This window comes from Kitasatospora sp. NPDC043949 (assembly GCF_056435365.1).
This window is the reverse complement of the sequence record NZ_JBWKEQ010000002.1, coordinates 120036-138977: the sequence shown is the minus strand read 5'-3', so window position 1 is coordinate 138977 and position 18942 is coordinate 120036. Positions and strand designations below refer to the sequence as shown.

Here is an 18942-nt window from a genome sequence, read left to right as displayed (position 1 = left end):
CCGGCCGCCCCTCGGGGTGACCGGGCAGCGGCATGCAGGGCAGGGCCGGTGGGGTCGGTCAGGTCGGGCAGACGCACCGGCCGTCGACGGTGCGTTCGGTGGCGGTGTGGACGTCCCAGACGGCGGCGACCGGGACGCGGGCCACCGTCACACCCACCCGGGTCGGGTCCGCCGGCGTCCGGGCGACGACGTCGACCTGCCCCTGCTCCGCCACGGTGGCCCGGGCGAGCACGCTGAAGACGTACGCCCCGCCCTCGACGCCGTACCCGTCCGCCCACAGCTCGACCACCGCCCCGCCGTCCAGCGTCAGGTGCCAGGGCAGGGGCGGTCCGGCGGCGTAGTCCACGGTCCGGGAGTCTAGATGGTCGGGGAGTCCAGGGCGCGTCGAGTCGGTAGCGCGCGCAACCAGGCGTCCAGGGTGGCGAAGTCGGCTGCGGTGAGGCCGCGTTGGGGGTCGACGCGGTGGAGGAGTGCGGGGGCGGGCGAGTGGGCCGCGATCCAGCGGCGGTCGGTGGCGGTGATCTCGTCGTCCACCCAGACGAACGGGCGGCCGGCAGCTCGGGCGACCAGCGCGCGGGTCTTCCCGTGCAGGCCGGCCGGTTCGTCGCCTTCCGCCACCGGCCAGTCCACGATGGGTAGTTGCGGCAGTCCGAGCCGGGGGGAGAGGCACTCGTTCGCATCGGACATCCACGTCGTCGCCCACACCAGTTCGCACGGCAGGCTCAGCAGGCACCCGCCGAGTGCCGGATCGACGCGGGCCAGCAGGGGGTTGACGCCCGGACCGGGTGCGGCGGCGGAGTCGCCGCGGAAGACGGGGTAGCCGCCAGGGGGCGGCGCGCCGAAGGGGATGAGTGGTCCGTCGACGTCGAGGAACAGGAGAGGTGTACCGGGGCCTGCCATGACGGCACGATAGCGGGCCGCGTGGCGCGCCGATCGGAGACCCGGCCTGGATCGGGTGTGCCGGGATCTCGTAGGGTGGCGCGACGGGAGTGGTGGTAGGCACCACCCAGCAAGGGCATCAGACGCCGCGAAGCGGCGGGGTGGGCGGTGACCAGAAGATGGCGGAGACGACAGCTGTCCCCGGAGGCCCCGAACCGGCAGCGGACTCGGGCCCCTGGGACGCCGTACCGCCGCCGCGCACCCCGGCTGAGGAGCACCCGCCCGGGCCCGCCGCGCTCTACGAGCCGCCGCCCGTGCCCCCGCTCCCGCCGTCCGCTCCGGCAGCCCCGCCGACGGCTCCGGCCGCGGTGCCGGGCCCGCCGCCGACCGCGCCCACCGGATGGACCGTCACCGGCATGCCCGCCGTGGGCGCGCTGCCGTCCACGGCCACGCCGCTGTCCTTCCCGGCCCCGGGCGTGAGCGCTCCCGGTACGGGCGGACTGGGGGCGGCGCCGCGCGGACGGATCCTGGTCGTCGAGGGCGGGTACGGCAACTCCGGGCGCCGCACCTGGGGTCGGGGCGGTCCCGCCCAGGCGTCGGTGCTGTCCGCGATGCTCGCGGCCGTCTCACCGCAGGTGCTGCTCGCCGCGGACGCGGTGGACGCCGTCCACCTCCCCGGCGCCAGCGACCCGCACACCGTCCTCGCCCACCTGCGCGCCGCGTCCCGCCATCCGGGGCCGCTGCTCGTCCACTTGGGCGGTCACGTGGTCGCCGACAAGCGCGGCGGACAGCTCCAGCTCACCCTGCGCGACTCCAAGCAGGACGGCCTGCCCTGGCAGGCCGTCGCCGCCGAGCTGAGCCACCGCCCGGCCGAGTGGCAGACCCTCGTCGTCGCCGACCTCAGTGCCGACCAGAACGCCTGGCCGTACCTCCAGGGCGCCGCCTCGCCGCTCAGCGAGGGCATCCCGCTCTGGGCGGTCGTCAGCCCGGACCCGGAGCAGATCGGCACCTTCACCCGCGCCCTGATCGAGGCGCTGCACGGCGGCCGCCCCGGCGCGGGCGACGTGCTCGCGCCCGAGCAACTGCGGCAGCAGGTGTACTCGGTGCTGCGGCCGGACGTCGTCATCCTGGCCACGCACGCCCCGGACCGCCCGGTCTTCCGCAACACCGCCCGCCGTGGCGACGGTCCGCCGGCCGACGTGTCGGCGTCGGCCGACGCGGTGCCGCCGGTCGATGCGGTGCCGGTCGATGCCGTGCGCGCCGATGTGGTGTCGTCCGGGCCGCCCGCGCTGTCGGTGCCGCCGGTGCCGGGCCGGGCGGAGTCACAGGACGCCGTCGTCGAACCGCCCGTGGCGCCCACGGCTCCGCCGCCGTCGGCCTCCCCCGCTCCCACGGCCGAGGCCGGTCCGGTGAGCCTGGTCAAGCCCGGCGTGCCGCCCACCCCGCCGAGGCCGGCCCGCCCGGTCAGCCTGCTGAAGGGGCAGCCGGCCGGTCCGGCCGGCGTGACCCTGCACAAGCCCGCTCCGGCGGACGCGACGCCCGAGGTTGTCGAGCCGTCCGCAGGCGTGACGCTGGCCAAGCCCCAGCAGCCGGAGATGGAGCCGGAGTCGGAGCGGGAGCCGGAGCAGGCACCGGCGGACGCCGCCACGCTGACGGCGGAACCGCAGGACGCCGTCCCGGCGCAGGCCCCTCCGGTGGACGAGGCCCCCGCCGACGCGGTGCCGACGGCGGAAGCGCCGGACGGCACGGCCCCGACCGACGACGAGGCCCCCGTGGGCGAGGCCCCCGTGGACGCGGTCCCGGTGGCGGAGGCCCCGGCGGACCCCGTCCCGGCGGACGAGGTACCTGCCGATGCGGTGCCCGTCGACGCTCCGGTGTCCGGTCAGCCGCGTGCCGACTACCGGGAGGCCATCGGCCGGATCGTCCGCAGCGCGGACGCCGGAGAGCACGGCGCCGCCACCGAACTCGCCTTCGCCCTCGAACTGGAGGCGATCGCCGAGCACGGCGCCGTCTCCGAACCGGTCCTCCAGGTGCGCCAGGTCCGGGCGCACGTGTGCCGTCTCGCGGGCCGGTCGGCCGAGGCCGCGGACATCTACCGCGAGGTGGCCCTGGCGCTGCTCCGTTCGCAGGGACCGGACCACCCGGAGACCCAACAGGCGGCCACCAACGCCGAGGCCTGCTGGCGCTCTGTCCCCGATCGTGCGGCGGCCCTTCGGATCGCCCCGGAGATCATCGAGCTCCGCGCCTACCTCCCGGGCCCCGACGGCCGCAAGCTCCGCGCCGCCGAGCGCTACCTCGCCCAACTGGCCGCCGCCCCGGAGCCCGCCGCGACGCCTGCTTCCGCCCCGGCGGACCGCGTCTGACCCTTCGCGCCGCGCGCGGCTGGGCCGGACGACCGGTACCTGGCCGCGAACAGATGACAGAGAACAGCGAACAGATAACAGATTTCGAAATCTGTTATCTGTTCGCTGTTAGTTGTTACCTGCTACTCACTGCGGCCCGTCAGCGACCGGCGATGGCGTGGACGAACTTCGCGCCGTCGATGGTGCCGAGGCCGCTGGAGAGGTCGTAGCCCTCGGTGGCGGTGTAGCCGGTGACGCTGCCCCAGGAGTTGTCGCCCTCCTTCACGTCCGTGATGCCGCTCCACGCGCTCGGGAGCAGGTTGAGCCCGTACAGGCGCCAGTTGAGCTGGCCGAGGCGGTGGCCGGCGAGCTGGTCGGCGAGGGCGACGACGCCGGAGAACAGCGGGGTGGCCTCGCTGGTGCCGCCGGTGAGGTGCCAGCCGACGGAGGTCGGGTCGTAGGACTCGTAGGTCCAGGCACCGCCGTCGACGGCCGCGCTCATGCTGATGTCGGGCGTGCCGCGGTGGTTGCCGGTGACGTTGGCGACGCCGGCCTGGTACCACGGGCGCTCGAAGATGCCGGAGACGCCACCGCCGCCGGCGCCGGACTTGTCGTGCCACACCTTGTCGGGCGCGGTGCGCGCGCCGTTGTCGTCCAGGGTGAGCTGGGTGCCGCCGATGGAGGTGACCAGCGGGTCGGAGGACGGCCAGGAGTTGACCTTGTACGGGTACAGGTCGGTGCCGTTGGCCTGCGAGTCGGTGGCGCCGTTGTCGCCGGAGGCGGCGAGCACGGTGACGTTGTGGTCGGCGGCGGCCTGGAAGGCGTAGCGCAGGTCGGTGAGCGACTTGAAGTCGCCCTTGTCGTAGCCCGGGAAGGTGTTCTCGGTGGCGCCGAAGCTCTGCGAGATGACGTCGCCGCGACCGGCCTTGATGAGGGCCTTCTCGGCGTCCATCATCTCGGGCAGGCCGGTGGTGCCCTCGGTCTCGGCGACACCGGTCTCGACCAGGACGATGTGCGCGTCGGGGGCGATGGCGTGGGCGTACTCGACGTCCAGCGTGGTCTCGCCGGCCCAGCCGGTGTGGTCGGGGTTCTTGGGGTCGAAGGCGGGGACGTTGCCCCACTTGACCACCTCGACGTTGGTGTCCTGGATGCCCCACTGCTTGTCGAAGACCTCCAGGTCGTGCTGGATGGTCGGCGAGCCGAAGGAGTCGACGATGACGATCGTGCGGCCCTTGCCGGTGATGCCCTCCTGGTACAACGGGTTCAGGTTGTAGGCGTTCCGGTACTGCAGCGGCGAGTAGCAGTGGATGCCGATCTGGCTGACGCACTGGGTGGTGGTCAGCGGGGCGGTGCGGCCCTGGGCGTTGTGGTGCCCGAAGGAGGCGGGGCGGACGTGGACGCCCGTGAGGTCGTGCGCGGGGGCGGCGGTCGCGGCGCCGACCGCCGGGACGGCGATGGTGCCGGCCGTGAGGGCGGTGGCCCCGACGGCGAGCAGAGCCAGGGCACGGCGAAGGGGGGCGGGGCTGCCCATGGGACTCCTTGGGGCGCAGGGCCCGACCTGGTCCGGTCGGGTCGGTCCGGCCATCCCATCGACTGCCGCATGATCATGCCATAGTCATTTGGTGGGGTCGCCCGATCAGAGGCATGGTCATGCTCGGCCACGCGAAAAGGTAAAGGCCGTCCCAGGTGAAGGTAACCCCACGCCCGAGACGGCTATGTGACAACACGTCAGTATTATCGTACTAATGCTGAAGGGTCCTTGAAGGTCCCTGCCCGGGCTAGACCTACCGCGCCCCGCCGTTGACGTACAGCGTCTGCCCGCTGACGTACGAGGCGTCCTCGCTGGCCAGGAAGGCGACCACGGACGCGATCTCCTCCGGCTGTCCCACCCGGCGCAGCGGGGTCCGGGCGGAGACCTCCGCCTGCTGGTCCTCGGCCGTGCTGCCGACCCGCTCGGCGGTGGCCGCGGTCATCGCGGTGGCGACGTACCCGGGGGCGACGGCGTTGACGTTGATGTTGAACGGCCCCAGCTCGATCGCGAGGGTCGCGGTGAGCCCCTGGATGCCGGCCTTGGCGGCCGCGTAGTTGGCCTGTCCCCGGTTGCCGAGGGCGGAGCGCGAGCTGAGCGAGACGATCTTCCCGTACTTCTGCGCCACCATGTACTTCTGCGCGACGTGGCTGCAGTTGTACGCGCTGGTCAGATTGACGGTCAGGACCGCGTCCCAGTCGGCCTTCGGCATCTTGAAGAACAGGTTGTCCCGGGTGATCCCGGCGTTGTTCACCAGGATGTGCACCCCACCGAGGTCCGCCGCGACCTGCGCGAACACCGCCTCGACGGCGTCGTAGTCGGCCACGTCGCAGCCGTACGCCCGTGCGGTGCCGCCCTTGGCGGTGATCGCCGCGACCGTCCCAGCGGCCCGTTCGGCGGTGAGGTCGACGACGGCGACGGCCGCGCCCTCCTCGGCGAGCCGGTGGGCGGTGGCCGCGCCGATGCCCTGCGCGGCGCCGGTCACAACGGCGACCCTCCCCGCGAACCTGCCCGCCAGGCCCGTCACTTCGGCCACTGCGGCTACTTCAGTCATTCCCGGTGCTCCCTTGAACTCGGACGTGAACTCGAACTCGGACGTGAACTCGGACGTGAACTCGAACTCGGACGTGAACTCAGACGTGAACGCGAACTCGGACGTGAACGCGAGCGCGAACGCGGGCGCGCACTCAGTCAACGTTCTCGACGAGGACGGCGGTGCCCTGACCGACCCCCACACACATGGTGGCGAGGCCGCGCCGGGCGTCGGTGCGGCGCATCCGGTGCAGCAGGGTGGTGAGGATGCGCGCGCCGGAGCCGCCCAGCGGGTGGCCGAGCGCGATCGCCCCGCCGCTCGGGTTGACCAGTTCGTCGGCCTGTTCGGGGGTGAATCCGATGCCGTCGGCGGAGGCCAGGGCCTGGGCGGCGAAGGCCTCGTTGAGCTCGGCGGTGTCGAGGTCGGCCAGCGACCAGCCGGCCCGGCCGAGCACCTTGCGGGTGGCCGGCACCGGGCCGATGCCCATCACATCGGGGTGCACCCCGACGGAGGCGCCGGCGACGTACCGGCCGAGCGGGCGCAACCCGAGGTCGCGCAGCGCCTCCTCGCCGACCAGGAGCAGCCCGGCCGCGCCGTCGTTCATCGGCGAGGCGTTGCCGGCCGTGACGGTGCCGCCGGGGCGAAAGGCGGGCTTGAGGCGGGTGAGCTTCTCCAGGCTGGTGTCCTCGCGGATGCCCTCGTCCTGGCTGACCATCACGCCGTCGGGCCGTTCGACCGGGATCAGCTCGGCGTCGAAGTGGCCGTCCTTGCGGGCGGCGGCGGCCCGTTGGTGGCTGCGCAGCGCGAAGGCGTCCTGGCGTTCCCGCCCGATGCCGTACCGGCCGGCCACCTCCTCGGCGGTCTCGCCCATGCTGAGCACGCCGTGCAGTTCGGCCATCCGGGGGTTGGTGAGCCGCCAGCCGAGCCGGGTGTCGTAGGTCTCGATCCGGTGCGGGAGGGCCTCGTCGGGGCGGGGGAGGACGAAGGGGGCGCGGGTCATCGACTCGCAGCCGCCGGCCAGGACGACGTCGGCCTCGCCGGAGCCGATGGCCCGGGCGGCGAGGGTGACGGCCTCCAGCCCGGAGGCGCAGAGCCGGTTGACGGTGGCGCCGGGGACGGTCTCCGGCAGGCCGGCCAGCAGGACGGCCATCCTGGCGGCGTTGCGGTTGTCCTCGCCGGCCTGGTTGGCGGCGCCCCAGTAGACGTCGTCGATGCGGGCGGGGTCGAGGGCGGGGACGTCGGCGAGCAGGGCGCGCAGCACGGTGGCCGAGAGGTCGTCCGGGCGGACCGTGGCGAGCGCTCCGCGCAGCCGGCCGATGGGTGTGCGGCGGGCTGCGGCGAAGTAGACGGGACGCACGTCGTCGGGCTCCTATCCGGTTGAATCCGAGTGATCTCAGTGATCCGAGTGATCTGAGCAGTCGGGGTGATCCGAGCAGTCAGGACGGTCCGGGTGGTCAGGACGGTCCGGGTGGTCCGATTGACCCGTCCTGGCTGATCGGATGGGATGAACGGGCTGGTCAGAAGGCGTTGACCCCAGTGAGGGCGCGGCCGATGAGCAACTGGTGGATCTGGCTGGTGCCCTCGTAGAGGGTCATGACCCGCGCGTCGCGCAGGTACTTGCCGACCGGGTACTCGTCGATGAAGCCGTAGCCGCCGAACACCTGGAGCGCGTTGTTGGCGGCCCGGACGGCGGCCTCGCTCGCGTAGAGCTTGGCGACGGAGGATTCGGTGGCGAACGGCAGGCCGCGTTCGATGTGGTCGGCGACCTTCCAGGTGAGCAGCCGGGCGGCCTCGACGTCGACGGCGATGCCGGCCAGCAGTTCCTGGACGAGCTGGTGCGAGGCGATCGGGCGGCCGAACTGCTCGCGCTCGCCGGCGTAGCGGACGGCGGCCTCCAGGCAGGCACGGGCGATGCCGACGCAGCCCGCCGCGACCGACATCCGGCCCTTGGCGAGCGCGGACATCGCCACCCGGAACCCCTTGTCGACTTCGCCGAGCCGTGCGCTGTCGGGCACCCGGACCCGGTCGAGGGCGAGTTCGGCGGTGGCCTGGCCGCGCAGGCCGAGCTTGCCGTGGATCTCGGTGCGGGTGAAGCCGGGCAGGTCGGTGGGCACCAGGAAAGCGGTGATGCCCTTGTGGCCCTGCCGGTCGGGGTCGTCGCCGCCGGTGCGGGCGAAGACCAGGGCGACGTCGGCCCAGGTGCCGTTGGTGATGAACATCTTGGCGCCGCTGATCAGCCAGTCGTCGCCGTCCCGGACGGCACGGGTGCTGAGGTTGGCCGCGTCGGAGCCGGTGCCGGGTTCGGTGAGCGCGAAGCAGCCGAGCGACTCGCCCGAGGTGAGCCGGGGGAGCCAGTGCCGCTTCTGCTCCTGAGTCCCGTAGCCGTTGACGGACTTGGCGACCAGGCCGAGCGTGACCGAGACGATGCCGCGGACGGCCGAGTCGCCGCGGCCGAGCTCCTCCAGGACCAGGCAGTACGCGAGGTGGTCGCCACCGCTGCCGCCGTACTCCTCGGGGATGGTGAGGCCGAGGAAGCCGAGCCCGGCCAGTTTGCCGATGATCGCGCGGTCGACGGACTCGGCGCGGTCCCACGCGGCGGCGTGCGGAGCGATCTCGCGATCGGTGAAGGAGGCGGCGAGGTCCCGGACGGCGCTCTGCTCCTCGGACAGCTCCAGGTTCACGGCGGCTCCAGATCCATTAAACTAGCGCTGCAAGTTTTATGGAGGGACTGTAGCCCCGGCCGGCCCGCGCTGGGAAGGGGCGCCTGCCAGAATCGGTCCCCGCCCCACCCGACCGGAGGAACCGGAGGCAGCACCCCGATGGCCCGCCCGCGCACCCCGCTGCTCAGCCGCGAGCGCATCGTCGCCGCTGCTCTGCGGCTGATCGACGCCGAGGGCCTGGCGGCCCTCTCCACCCGCCGCCTCGCCACCGAACTGTCGGTCAGCGGTCCCTCGCTCTACAACCACGTCGCGACCAAGGACGAACTGCTGGACGCGGTGGTGGACAGCGTGATCGGCGAGGTCGACTTGTCGATGTTCGGCACTCCCGACGGCACTCCCGACGGCACTCCCGACGGCGCGCCCGACCGCTCGCCCGGCGGTAGGCCGACGCCCTGGCCGGACGCGCTGCGCGACTGGGCCCGCTCCTACCGCGCCGCCCTCGCCGCCCACCCCAACATCGTGCCGGTGCTCGCCCAGGGCCCGGGCCGCCGGCCGAACGCGCTGCGCCTGGCCGACGCGGTCTTCGGCCACCTGGTCGAGGCCGGCTGGCCGCGCGGCCAGGCCACCCGGATCGGCGCGCTGATGCGCTACTTCGTCACCGGCTCGGCGCTGGCCTCCTTCGCGGCCGGCTTCCCCGCGGACGCCGAGGTGTACGACGCGGCCGACTACCCGCACCTCGGCGAGGCGCACCGGCTGGCCGGGCATCGTGGGACGGTGGACGAGGGCGCCTTCGAGACCGGCCTGGAAGCGCTGCTCGACGGGCTCGTCCTGCGCTTCGACCGCCTCACCGAACGCTCCTAGACTCCGCCGCCGGCCTTCCCCCCGTCCCGCTGCTTCCGCTGTTTCCGCCGTTCCCTCCCCCGCCGCCTCACCAGGGCTCGCGCGGCAGGAAGGCCGGCCGCAGCGACGGGTCCACCGGGTCGTAGTACCGGTGGTAGACGGGCGTGAGCCCGCCGGAGACCGGGGGCACGATCCAGCTCCAGTCCGCCGGGGTCGGCCGGCCGAGCCGCTTCTCCTGGGCGACGTGCCGGAGGAAGCGTTCGGACTCGGTGTGGTGGTCGGCGATCGTCACTCCGGCCTCCTGGAAGGAGTGCAGCACCGCGATGTTGAGTTCGATCAGCGCGCGGTCGCGCCAGAGCGTGCGCGCGCTGGAGGTGTCCAGGCCCAGGCGCTCGGCGACGGTGTCGAGCAGGTCGTAGCGGTCGGCGTCGGCGAGGTTGCGGGCGCCGATCTCGGTGCCCATGTACCAGCCGTTGAAGGGCGCGGCCGGGTAGCGGACGCCGCCGATCTCCAGCGTCATGTCGCTGATCGCGGGCACCGCGTACCAGCGCAGGCCCAGGCCGGCGAACCACTCGTACGCGGGGTGGGTGAGCGGTACCTCCAGAGTGGTGTCGTCCGGCAGCTCGTACCAGTGCGGGCGCTCGCCGGGGTGTTCCTGGACGAGCAGCGGCAGCACCTCGAAGCGGTCCTCGGCGCACTTCCAGCCGAGGTCGCGGGCGCGGGCGGCGAGTTCGGTGCCGGCCGGGTCGCCGACGACGGCGTCGCCGACCCGGTGGCCGGCGTAGCGGACCAGCTGCTGGTTGACGATGCGGGCGGCCGGGCGGCCCGGGCGGTCGGGGGCGAACACCGAGACCACCGGGCGGATCCGTCCGCCGTTGCCGGCCAGCCGCAGGTGCTCGAAGCACTCGGCGGCGATGTCGTCGGCCGAGCCGAGGTGGCGCAGGTCGCGCACCACCAGACTGCGCCAGTACAGCCGGCCGATGCAGCGGGCGGCGTTGCGCCAGGCGAGCTTGGCGCCGTAGGCGAGTTCGGCGGGGGTGTGCTCGTAGCTGCCGGTGCGCTCGATCTCGTCGAGGACGGCCCGTATCCGGGTGTCCGGGGCCCCGGTGGCGGGCTGCTCGTGATGGAAGCGGCGGATGAACTCGGCGGCCTGCTCCGGGTCGGTGAACGGTGGTGGGGACGGCGGCGGGGATGACGGCGGGGGCGACGGTGTGGGCGACGGCCGGGCCGCGGCCGGGGAGTGGGTGTGGGCGTGGGTGTGGGCGTACGGGCAGCCGGCGGTGGCGGTGGCGGTGACGGCGGCTGGTCTGCGGGCGCGGAGCCGGTTGAAGATCAAGGACACATCCCTCCTGGCGAACAGGAGTACCGGAGGTGTCCGGGCCGCCGCAGGGAGTGAACGATTCGGCCCCCGCACCCGCGATGATCGCGCTAGGGTGCGGGGGCCGATGGTCGGACTGTCGGATCAGCCCATGTCCTCCAGCCGGACGCCCTTGGTCTCCTTCATGAACTTCGCCACGAAGACGATCGACAGCGCCGCGAACGCCGCGTACACCAGGTAGGTCGCCGACAGGTTCCAGCGCGACATCGACGGGAACGACACGGTGATCGCCCAGTTGGCGATCCACTGCGCGGAGGCGGCGACGGACAGCGCGGCGGCCCGGATGCGGTTCGGGAACATCTCGCCGAGCATCACCCAGACGACCACGCCCCAGGACATCGCGAAGAACAGCACGAAGGCGTTGGCGGCGACCAGCGCGACGGTGCCCTGGAGGTCGGGCAGCGTGACGTTGTCGCCGCTGCCGGTGGCGGAGGAGAACGCCCAGCCGGCCGCGCCGAGCGCGACGGCCATGCCGGCCGAGCCGATCAGGGCGAGCGGCTTGCGGCCGATCCGGTCCACCAGCAGGATCGCGACCACGGTGCCGAGGATGTTGATGACCGAGCCGACGAAGCTGATCAGCAGCGAGTTGCTCTGGTCGATGCCGACCGACTGCCACAGGATCGACGAGTAGTAGAAGATCACGTTGATGCCGACCAGCTGCTGGAAGACCGACAGGCCGATGCCGACCCAGACGATCGGCAGCAGGCCGAAGCGCCCGCCGAGCAGGTCGCCGAAGCGCGGGCGGTGGTCGGAGGCGATCAGCCCCTGGACCTCGGCGATCCGGGCGTCGGTGTCGACGTCCTGGCCCTCGACCTGGGCGAGCACGGCGCGGGCGTCGTCCAGCCGGCCGGCCTGGATCAGGTAGCGCGGGGACTCGGGGATCACCGAGGCGAGGGTGAAGTAGACCGCGGCCGGGACGACGCAGATGCCGAGCATCCACTGCCAGGCCTCCAGGCCGAGCAGCTGGCCGCGGGTGTCGCCGCCGGCCGCGTTCGCCAGCAGCCAGTTGACCAGCTGGGAGATCGCGATGCCGAGCACGATCGCGGCCTGCTGGAAGGAGGCCAGTCGGCCCCGGTACTTGGTGGGCGCGACCTCGGCGATGTAGGTCGGGGCGATCACCGAGGCGATGCCGATGGCCGCGCCGCCGAGCACGCGCCAGAAGGCGAGGTCCCAGGCGGCGAAGGGGAGCATCGAGCCGATCGCGCTGACCGCGAACAGCAGCGCGCCCGCCTTCATGACCTTGATGCGGCCGTAGCGGTCGGCGAACCGGCCGGCCAGTGCGGCGCCGATCGCCGAGCCCAGCAGGGCGGAGGAGACGATCAGACCGGTCACGCCGTCGCCGACGCCGAACTTCTCCTGGATCCCGGAGACGGCGCCGTTGATCACGGAACTGTCGTAGCCGAACAGGAACCCGCCGAGGGCTGCGGCGGCGGTGATGAAGACGACGAAGCCGAGGCGGCCGGGCGCTGAGGCCTCGACCGCCCCGGAGGGCTGCTTGGTGACGCTCACGATCTTGACTCCTGGTACTCAACGCTGAGCTCGGTAGCCGAGATCGTAACCCTTATTCGTTTAAGTCTTGTGCACCGGAAACCTCAATTTTTGCTCTGAGGATTCGTAAGGTGAACAAGCAAATTCAGCTGCGCCGACCGTCCCTACGCCGGGGCGGACAGTGACAGCCCGAACCGGCCCTCCTCGTCCGTCCACCAGTGGCTCAGCCGCAGCCCGGCCGCCGCCAGCTCGGCGGACACCCGCTCCCGGCGGAACTTGGCGGACACCTCGGTGCGCAGTTCCTCGCCCCGGTCGAAGTGCACCGGCAGGTTCAGTGCCGGGATCTTCACGGTCTGCGCGCGCAGCGAGCGCAGCCGCATCTCGATCCACTCCCGGTCCGGGTCCCACCGCGCGACGTGCGCGAACGCGGTCGGGTCGAAGTCGGCGCCCAGCTCGCGGTTGAGCACGTTGAGCACGTTGAGGTTGAACTCGGCGGTCACCCCGGCCGCGTCGTCGTAGGCGGCGACCAGCACCGACGGGTCCTTGACCAGGTCGGTGCCGAGCAGCAGGAAGTCGCCCGGGTCGAGGGAGGCGCGCAGCCCGCGCAGGAAGGCCGCCCGCTCCTCGGGCAGCAGGTTGCCCAGGGTGCCGCCGAGGAAGGCGACCAGTCGGGGGCCGCCCTCCGGGGGCAGGCCGAGCCGGGCGGTGAAGTCGGCCAGCACGCCGTGCACGGCGAGCCCGGGGTACTCGGCGGCGAGCGCGACGCCGGCGGCGGTCAGCGCGCTCTCGCTGACGTCCACCGGGACGTACGTCTCCAGGGTGCCGAGCGCGCGCAGCGCGTCCAGCAGCAGCCGGGTCTTCTCGGAGGAGCCGGAGCCCAGCTCGACCAGCGTGCGGGCCCCGGTGGCGGCGGCGATCTCGCCGGCCCGGGCGGTCAGGATGGCCCGCTCGGCGCGGGTCGGGTAGTACTCCGGCAGCCGGGTGATCTCCTCGAACAGCTCGCTGCCCCGCGCGTCGTAGAACCACTTCGGCGGCAGCCACTTGGGTTCGGAGGTCAGGCCGTGCTGCACGTCGTGGCGCAGCGCGCTGCTGAAGTGGTCGGCGGGCAGCAGCCGGGTGAGATCAAATGTGTCCATGACAGGGTGGGTCCTCTGTTCAGAAGATGAAGGGGCGGTGGAGGATCAGTAGCGGCCGAGGAGCTGACGGACGGTGACGCCGCGCTCGTCGACCACCACCAGCGAGCCGTCCGGGACGGCCGTCCAGCCGGGAGCGTCGTCGTACGGCTCGGAGGCCACCACCGTGCCGAGCCCGGGCAGGTCGCGGTGGTGCAGGGTGTCGCCCCAGGCGGTCGCGGCGAGTGTGCGGCCGTCGGTGAGCAGCAGGTTGAGCCGGCCGGTGGTGTGCGCGGTGACGTCCGCGACGGTGCCCGCCAGCGCCTCGCCGAGCCCGGCCCCCGCCCGCAGCCGGTGCAGGACCAGGGCCCACAGCAGCGCCGAGTCGGAGCGTGCCTCCAGCTCCAGCAGCTCGGCCGGCGGGAGCAGGGCGGCCAGCGCGTCCAGCTTGCCCGGCCAGCCCGCCACCGCGCCGTTGTGGCTGAACAGCCAGCGCCCGGCCGCGAACGGCGCCGCCGCGCTCTCGCCCGCCGCGCAGCCCTCGGTGGCGGAGCGGACCGCCGCCAGCAGCGCCCGGGTGCGGATCACCCGGGCGAGGTCGGCGAACGCGGCGTCCGCCCAGATCGGCCCGTCACGGCGGTAGCGGGCCGGCACCTCGTCGCCGTCCGCGTACCAGCCGAGGCCGAAGCCGTCCGCGTTGACCGTGCCGTACTGCTGCGCCCGGGGTGCCCAGGACTGCCGGTACAGGCCGTGCGGCGGGTGCACCAGCAGCTCCCGTGGCGCCACCGGCCCACCCAGGTAGGCGAGGTGGCGGCACATCAGGCCACCTCCAGGTCGCGGGCGGTGCGGAACCCGGCGAAGATCTGCCGCCGGACGGGGTAGTCCCAGTTGCGGAAGGTGCCCCGGCAGGCGACCGGCGCCACCGCGAAGCAGCCGCCGCGCAGCACCTTGTACTCCGGTCCGAAGAAGACCTCCGAGTACTCCTGGTAGGGCCAGGCCCGGAACCCGGGGTAGGGGCGGAGGTCGCTGGCCGTCCACTCCCACACGTCGCCGATCAACTGCCGTACGCCGTACGGGGACTCGCCCGCCGGGTAGCCGCCGGCCGGGGCCGGGCGCAGGTGTCGCTGCCCGAGGTTGGCGTGCTCGGCTCCGGGGGCCTGGTCGCCCCACGGGTAGCGGCGGGAGCGGCCGCTCGCCGGGTCGTGCCGGGCCGCCTTCTCCCACTCCGCCTCGGTCGGCAGCCGCCGTCCGGCCCACCGGGCGTAGGCGTCCGCCTCGTACCAGCTGACGTGCAGGACGGGTTCGTCCGCCGGGACGGGCTCCACCGTGCCGAACCGGCGCCGCAGCCACTGGCCGCCGTCCAGGCGCCAGAACAGCGGGGCGGTCAGGTCGGCCCGCCGCCGGTGCTCCCAGCCCTCGGGCGTCCACCAGCGCGGCTCGTCGTAGCCGCCGTCCGCGATGAACCGCTGGTACGCGGCGTTGGTGACCGGCGTGGTGTCCAGCAGGAAGGCGGGCAGCTCGACCACGTGCGCGGGGCGCTCGTTGTCCAGTGCCCACGGCTCGGTGTCGGTGCCCATCGTGAACGGTCCTGCGGGGACGAGCACTTCGGCGGGCAGCGCGGCCGCGTCCGCCGGGGCGGGCGGCGGCGGGGGAGCGGCCAGCGCAGGCTCCCCCGGGCGGAGCTGGTGGGTGATCAGCATCGTCTCGTCGTGCTGCTGCTCGTGCTGGGCGATCATCCCGAACGCGAACCCGGCGTCCAGCAGCGGCGCCCCCTCCAGCGGACTGGCCGCCAGCAGGTCCAGCACCCGGCCGCGCACCTCGTGCGCGTACGCCCGGGCCTCGGCGGGTGCCAGCAGCGGCAGGCTCGGCCGCTCGGCCCGGGGGTGCTGGAAGGCGTCGTACAGCGGGTCGATCTCCGGGTGCATCGGGTCGCGGCCGCCGACGTTGCGCAGCAGCCAGAGTTCCTCCTGGTTGCCGATGTGCGCCAGGTCCCAGACCAGCGGGGACATCAACGGCGAGTGCTGGGCGGTGAGGTCGCCGTCCTCGACGCAGTCGGTGAGCGCGGCGGTGCGGGCGCGGGCGGCCAGCAGCTCGGCCGCGATGGTCTCGCGCAACTCCTCGGTGCCCGCCGCCGGGGCGGCAGGGGGGCGGACGTCGGTCATGGTGCGGCCTCCTCCGGAGGAGTGCGTCGGGTGCCGGAGCGCAGGGCGTCCAGCTGGTCGTCGGCCGGGCAGCGGCCGCGCGCGGGGTAGCGCTCGGCGAACTCGGCGACGGCGGCGCGCAGCCGACCGGCGCCGGGCAGGCGGCCCAGCGCGGCGTCGGCGGCGGCGAAGCAGGTCAGGGCGGCGCGGCGCAGCTCGGGATCGGCGACGGCCAGCGTCGCGGCCCGGCGCCAGACGTCGCTGCGCGGCGGGCGCGGACCGTCCGGGCGGCCCAGCGGCTCCAGCGCGGCGAGCGCGGCCTCGGCGGCCGGCACGTCGTCCAGCAGCGCGGTCACCAGGGCGGTGGGCACCACCCAGCCGTCCCCGGGCTGGGCGTCGATCATGCGCAGCTCCAGGTGGCCGTGCGGGCGCACCGGCGGGAACAGGGTGGTCCGGTGGTAGTCCAAGTCGCCCAGCGTGGGCGGGCGTTCGCCGCCGCCGCGGACCCAGTCGCGGAAGGTCAGGCCGGGTGGGGCCGTCCACGGCAGCCCCTCGGGGCGGCGCACGCACAGCACCTCGGCGTCCAGCACGTACTGCGCCCAGGCCTCGCGGGGGTCGCCGTGGTCCGGCTCCGGGGCGAGCGTGCGGGTCGGGTCCATCCGGGACCAGACGGTCTGCCGGGTGGAGCGGTGACCGGTCGGCCTGCCGTCCAGCAGTGGGGAGTTGGCGAAGGCGGCGACCAGGACCGGGCCGAGCAGGTGGGTCAGTCGCCAGCGGCGCTCCACCGCGTGCGGGCCGTCCGCGTCGCCGGCGTCCAGGCACACCTGCACCGAGGCCGTGCCGGTCATCATGATCCGGCCCCAGGGGCCGGCGGAGTCGAAGAACCGCTCCATCGCGAGGTAGCGGGGGTGGTCCAGGACCATCAGGCGGGGGCGGGCCAGCGGGTCCGTCCCGGTGCCGGTGAGGCGCAGGCCCTGCGCCGCGAAGGCGGCCCGCAGGGCGGTCAGATCGCGTCGGGTGTCCTCGACGCAGGCCAGGAGGCCGGTGGCGGGCGGGGAGCTGAGCTCGACCTGCCCGCCGGGTTCGAGCGTGAGCCGCGAGCCGGAGGGGAGCGAGGCTCCGTCCGGGCCGCCGAGTGGCAGCGACTCCAGTGCGGCGTGGACCAGTTCCGGTCGGACGGGCTTGCCGGGACATCGGTCGTCGTGGACGAACCACTCGACCTCGACGCCCACCAGCCGGGGCGGTCCGATCTTGAAGCAGACGCCCGACACGTGGCTGAGCGCCCCCGACTCGGTCAGCGGGGTCACCCCCGGCGGGGGCGCTGGGGGGCTCTGCCGGTCGGGCGGAGTGGTGCGGGATGTCGGTATCACCGGACTTACCATCCTCGGGGTCAGGATTGCGGCCCGAACTACCCTGCCCAGTCTGCTACGGAGCATGCGGGGGCGCTTCGCAAATATCGTGTGAACGTTCGTTTCTGCAGGTCAGGGGTGGCGCGATCGGGTGAATCCGGGGATCCGGGCGGCTTTCCGGGCGTGCGCGGGGGCGCCGGGCGGGACGTGCGCGGGGCTGCCGGGCGGGGTGGCCCGGTGGTTCGGTCACCGCCGGTCGAGGCGCTCCAGGACGGCGTCCAGCACCGGGCCCGGCAGGGCGTAGTTCAGCCGCAGCGCGCCCCGGCCGCCGGGGCCGAACTCGGCGCCGTCCGAGGCCTCCAGGCCGTAGCGCTCCAGCAGCGCCCGGCGGGCCCCGTCCGGTGGCAGCCCCAGGGCGGCGGCGTCCAGCCAGAGCAGGTAGGAGGACTGCGGCGCGGAGCGGACGGCGGGCCCCAGCCGGCCGGTGAGCCGGGCGCGGGCGGCGGCGAGGTGGGCGAGCAGCGCGTCCAGCCACGGCCCGCCCTCGGCCAGCGCCGCCCGCTGGACGGTCTGCTCCAGCAGACCGCCCTCCCAGAGGCCGAAGCCGGCCAGCACCTCGGTGAACCGGGCGCGCAGGCCCGGATCGGGGACGAGCGCGAAACTGCTCGGCAGGCCGGAGCAGTTGAAGGTCTTGCCGACCGAGTTCAGCGTGACCACCCGGGGCCGGAGCGCCGCGTCGACGGTGGCCACCGCCACCGGGTGGACGTACCCGGGGTGGGTGAGATCGCCGTGCACCTCGTCCGAGACCAGCAGCGCGCCGGCCTCCGCCGCCCGCTCGGCGAGGGCCCGCAGGTCGGCGGCCGGCCAGACCCGGGCGGAGGGGTTGTGCGGGCTGCTCAGCAGGACGGCTCCGGCCGGGTGGGGGAGCGGACCGTCCGGGAGCCGGTAGCCGTCCGGGCCGGCGGTCAGGGGCAGTTCCCGGTACGGGAGGCCGGCCGCCCGGCACAGCTGGGCGAAGCCGCCCCACTCCGGCGTCGGGAACAGCACCGGCGCCTGCGGGCGCACGGTCTCCAGCAGCAGGCGCAGGGCGGTGCGCGGGCCGCAGGGCAGCAGCAGCACCCAGTCCGGATCCACCTCGACGCCGTGCCGCGAGCGGTACCAGCGGGCCACCAGCGCCCGCCCGGCCGGGTCGCACACCGTGTACCCGTACGCGCGGTGGCGGGCCCGGTGCTCCAGCGCGGCGGCCACGGCCGGCGGTCCGGGCAGGTCCATGTCCGCCAGGCCCATCGCGATCACCCCGGGCGCCCCCGCGCGGGCCCACTTGCTGCTGCCCGTCCCGGTCCGGTCGAAGGGGGCCGCGAAGCCGAACGCGTCCGGTGCGGTGGTGGGCATCACGGCCTCCGGTGGTCGGGGGTGCGCCGCCACGCTAGAGCCGGACGGGTGCCGGCCGCCACCGGCTGCGTGGTCACCCGTTCGCCGGCCCGCTCCCGCTGCCCAGGTGTGCCGCCAGCCCCCGCCGCCCCCGGCGCATCATCACCGCGTGGTTGGCCCGGAAGAGCGGGTGCAGGGGCAGGGCGAGGCGGCGCAGCAGGGGTTTGCCGGGGCGGGTGTCCTCCTCGAAGAGCACGCGGCTGCCCGGCCCGTCCGAGGTGACGGTGAACCGTGACCACCCGGTGAGATCGCCCCGCATGACCGCCTCCAGCACTCCGGCGGCCCGGTCGCGCCGTCGCGCCTCCAGGCGGATCACCAGCCGGTACGGCAGCAGCGCGCGCACCACGAGGTCCCCGGACTCCTCGCCGGTCTGCCGGACTTCGAGGACCTCGGGCCACCACAGCGGGTAACTCCGCACGTCCTCCAGCGCCGCGTACACGTCGGGGGCCGGCGCCGCGAGTCGCCACATGCCCCGGAAGCGGTAGTGGTTGGGGTCCACGCGCCCCACCCTAGAGCGCCCCGGTCCGGGGCCGGCCCGTTTCGGTCGGGTTCCCTCGTCGACGGCCGGGCCCTACGGTGGCCCGGCCGTCGGCGGGACCGGTTCCGGTGAGACGGGAGGGGAACGCTCCGTAAACGTCGCATGCCAGGAGGGAGGTGTTCCGCTTGCAGCCGTTCGGGGTGCAGGGGAGGATCTTGTGTGCTTGTAGTCTCGTCTGTCACAGCAGTTGTCGCGAGGCACTGCATCCCCGGAAAACGGAGTG

At 73.9% G+C, this 18942-nt stretch carries 16 protein-coding genes; 2 read left to right on the top strand and 14 right to left on the bottom strand.

Annotated elements, in window-relative coordinates; genetic code table 11:
- Window positions 1-58: 58 nt before the first annotated feature.
- Both AC07AL_RS02790 and AC07AL_RS02785 read right to left on the bottom strand, forming a co-directional pair.
- Window positions 59-346 (bottom strand): hypothetical protein, encoded by a 288-nt coding sequence (locus tag AC07AL_RS02790; RefSeq protein ID WP_363579166.1) that lies wholly within the window; start codon window positions 344-346, stop codon window positions 59-61.
- An 11-nt stretch (window positions 347-357) separates the two neighbouring features.
- On the bottom strand, window positions 358-900 hold the full coding sequence (locus tag AC07AL_RS02785) for an HAD domain-containing protein (RefSeq protein WP_400984400.1): 543 nt from the start codon (window positions 898-900) through the stop codon (window positions 358-360).
- A 158-nt stretch (window positions 901-1058) separates the two neighbouring features.
- On the opposite strand from AC07AL_RS02785, the gene AC07AL_RS02780 reads away from it, so the two are divergent.
- Window positions 1059-3242 (top strand): hypothetical protein, encoded by a 2184-nt coding sequence (locus AC07AL_RS02780; protein ID WP_400843583.1) that lies wholly within the window; start codon window positions 1059-1061, stop codon window positions 3240-3242.
- A 139-nt stretch (window positions 3243-3381) separates the two neighbouring features.
- On the opposite strand, the gene AC07AL_RS02775 is transcribed toward AC07AL_RS02780, so the two are convergent.
- The 4 genes from AC07AL_RS02775 to AC07AL_RS02760 all read right to left on the bottom strand — a co-directional run bounded on the left by AC07AL_RS02775 (window position 3382) and on the right by AC07AL_RS02760 (window position 8463).
- Entirely contained in the window at window positions 3382-4752 is a 1371-nt protein-coding gene (locus tag AC07AL_RS02775; protein ID WP_363579160.1) for a S53 family peptidase, read from the bottom strand.
- Between the two features lie 253 nt (window positions 4753-5005).
- A complete protein-coding gene (gene fabG, locus AC07AL_RS02770) occupies window positions 5006-5803 on the bottom strand; it encodes a 3-oxoacyl-ACP reductase FabG (protein WP_363579158.1) in 798 nt (265 codons plus the stop codon).
- Window positions 5804-5936: 133 nt separating this feature from the next.
- The gene (locus AC07AL_RS02765) at window positions 5937-7139 is read right to left on the bottom strand and encodes a thiolase family protein (protein WP_363579157.1); all 1203 of its coding nucleotides are present in this window, start codon (window positions 7137-7139) and stop codon (window positions 5937-5939) included.
- Between the two features lie 160 nt (window positions 7140-7299).
- Window positions 7300-8463, bottom strand: coding sequence for an acyl-CoA dehydrogenase family protein (locus AC07AL_RS02760; RefSeq protein ID WP_363579155.1), 1164 nt, complete (start codon window positions 8461-8463; stop codon window positions 7300-7302).
- A gap of 138 nt (window positions 8464-8601) precedes the next feature.
- Here AC07AL_RS02760 and AC07AL_RS02755 point away from each other — a divergent pair, with 138 nt between their 5' ends.
- Window positions 8602-9303: a TetR/AcrR family transcriptional regulator gene (locus AC07AL_RS02755; RefSeq protein ID WP_478316553.1), complete on the top strand. Its 702-nt coding sequence runs from the start codon at window positions 8602-8604 to the stop codon at window positions 9301-9303.
- A 67-nt stretch (window positions 9304-9370) separates the two neighbouring features.
- Here the strand turns inward: AC07AL_RS02755 and AC07AL_RS02750 are convergent, their stop codons facing one another.
- The 8 genes from AC07AL_RS02750 to AC07AL_RS02715 form a co-directional block, all read right to left on the bottom strand.
- A complete protein-coding gene (locus AC07AL_RS02750) occupies window positions 9371-10618 on the bottom strand; it encodes a nitric oxide synthase oxygenase (protein ID WP_478316690.1) in 1248 nt (415 codons plus the stop codon).
- Window positions 10619-10744: 126 nt separating this feature from the next.
- Window positions 10745-12169, bottom strand: coding sequence for a sugar porter family MFS transporter (locus AC07AL_RS02745; RefSeq protein ID WP_363579150.1), 1425 nt, complete (start codon window positions 12167-12169; stop codon window positions 10745-10747).
- Window positions 12170-12312: 143 nt separating this feature from the next.
- Window positions 12313-13284, bottom strand: a complete 972-nt coding sequence (egtD, locus tag AC07AL_RS02740; RefSeq protein WP_363579148.1) for an L-histidine N(alpha)-methyltransferase — start codon at window positions 13282-13284, stop codon at window positions 12313-12315.
- 45 nt (window positions 13285-13329) lie between these two features.
- On the bottom strand, window positions 13330-14079 hold the full coding sequence (gene egtC, locus AC07AL_RS02735; protein ID WP_363630631.1) for an ergothioneine biosynthesis protein EgtC: 750 nt from the start codon (window positions 14077-14079) through the stop codon (window positions 13330-13332).
- Window positions 14079-15422, bottom strand: coding sequence for an ergothioneine biosynthesis protein EgtB (gene egtB / locus AC07AL_RS02730; RefSeq protein WP_363579144.1), 1344 nt, complete (start codon window positions 15420-15422; stop codon window positions 14079-14081). The genes egtC and egtB overlap by 1 nt, the downstream gene beginning before the upstream one ends.
- Window positions 15419-16708 (bottom strand): ergothioneine biosynthesis glutamate--cysteine ligase EgtA, encoded by a 1290-nt coding sequence (gene egtA, locus AC07AL_RS02725; protein WP_400984412.1) that lies wholly within the window; start codon window positions 16706-16708, stop codon window positions 15419-15421. The genes egtB and egtA overlap by 4 nt, the downstream gene beginning before the upstream one ends.
- Before the next feature lie 288 nt (window positions 16709-16996).
- Window positions 16997-18142, bottom strand: a complete 1146-nt coding sequence (locus tag AC07AL_RS02720) for an aminotransferase class I/II-fold pyridoxal phosphate-dependent enzyme (RefSeq protein WP_363630630.1) — start codon at window positions 18140-18142, stop codon at window positions 16997-16999.
- A gap of 73 nt (window positions 18143-18215) precedes the next feature.
- Window positions 18216-18680: an SRPBCC family protein gene (locus tag AC07AL_RS02715; protein WP_363579139.1), complete on the bottom strand. Its 465-nt coding sequence runs from the start codon at window positions 18678-18680 to the stop codon at window positions 18216-18218.
- Window positions 18681-18942 lie beyond the last annotated feature (262 nt).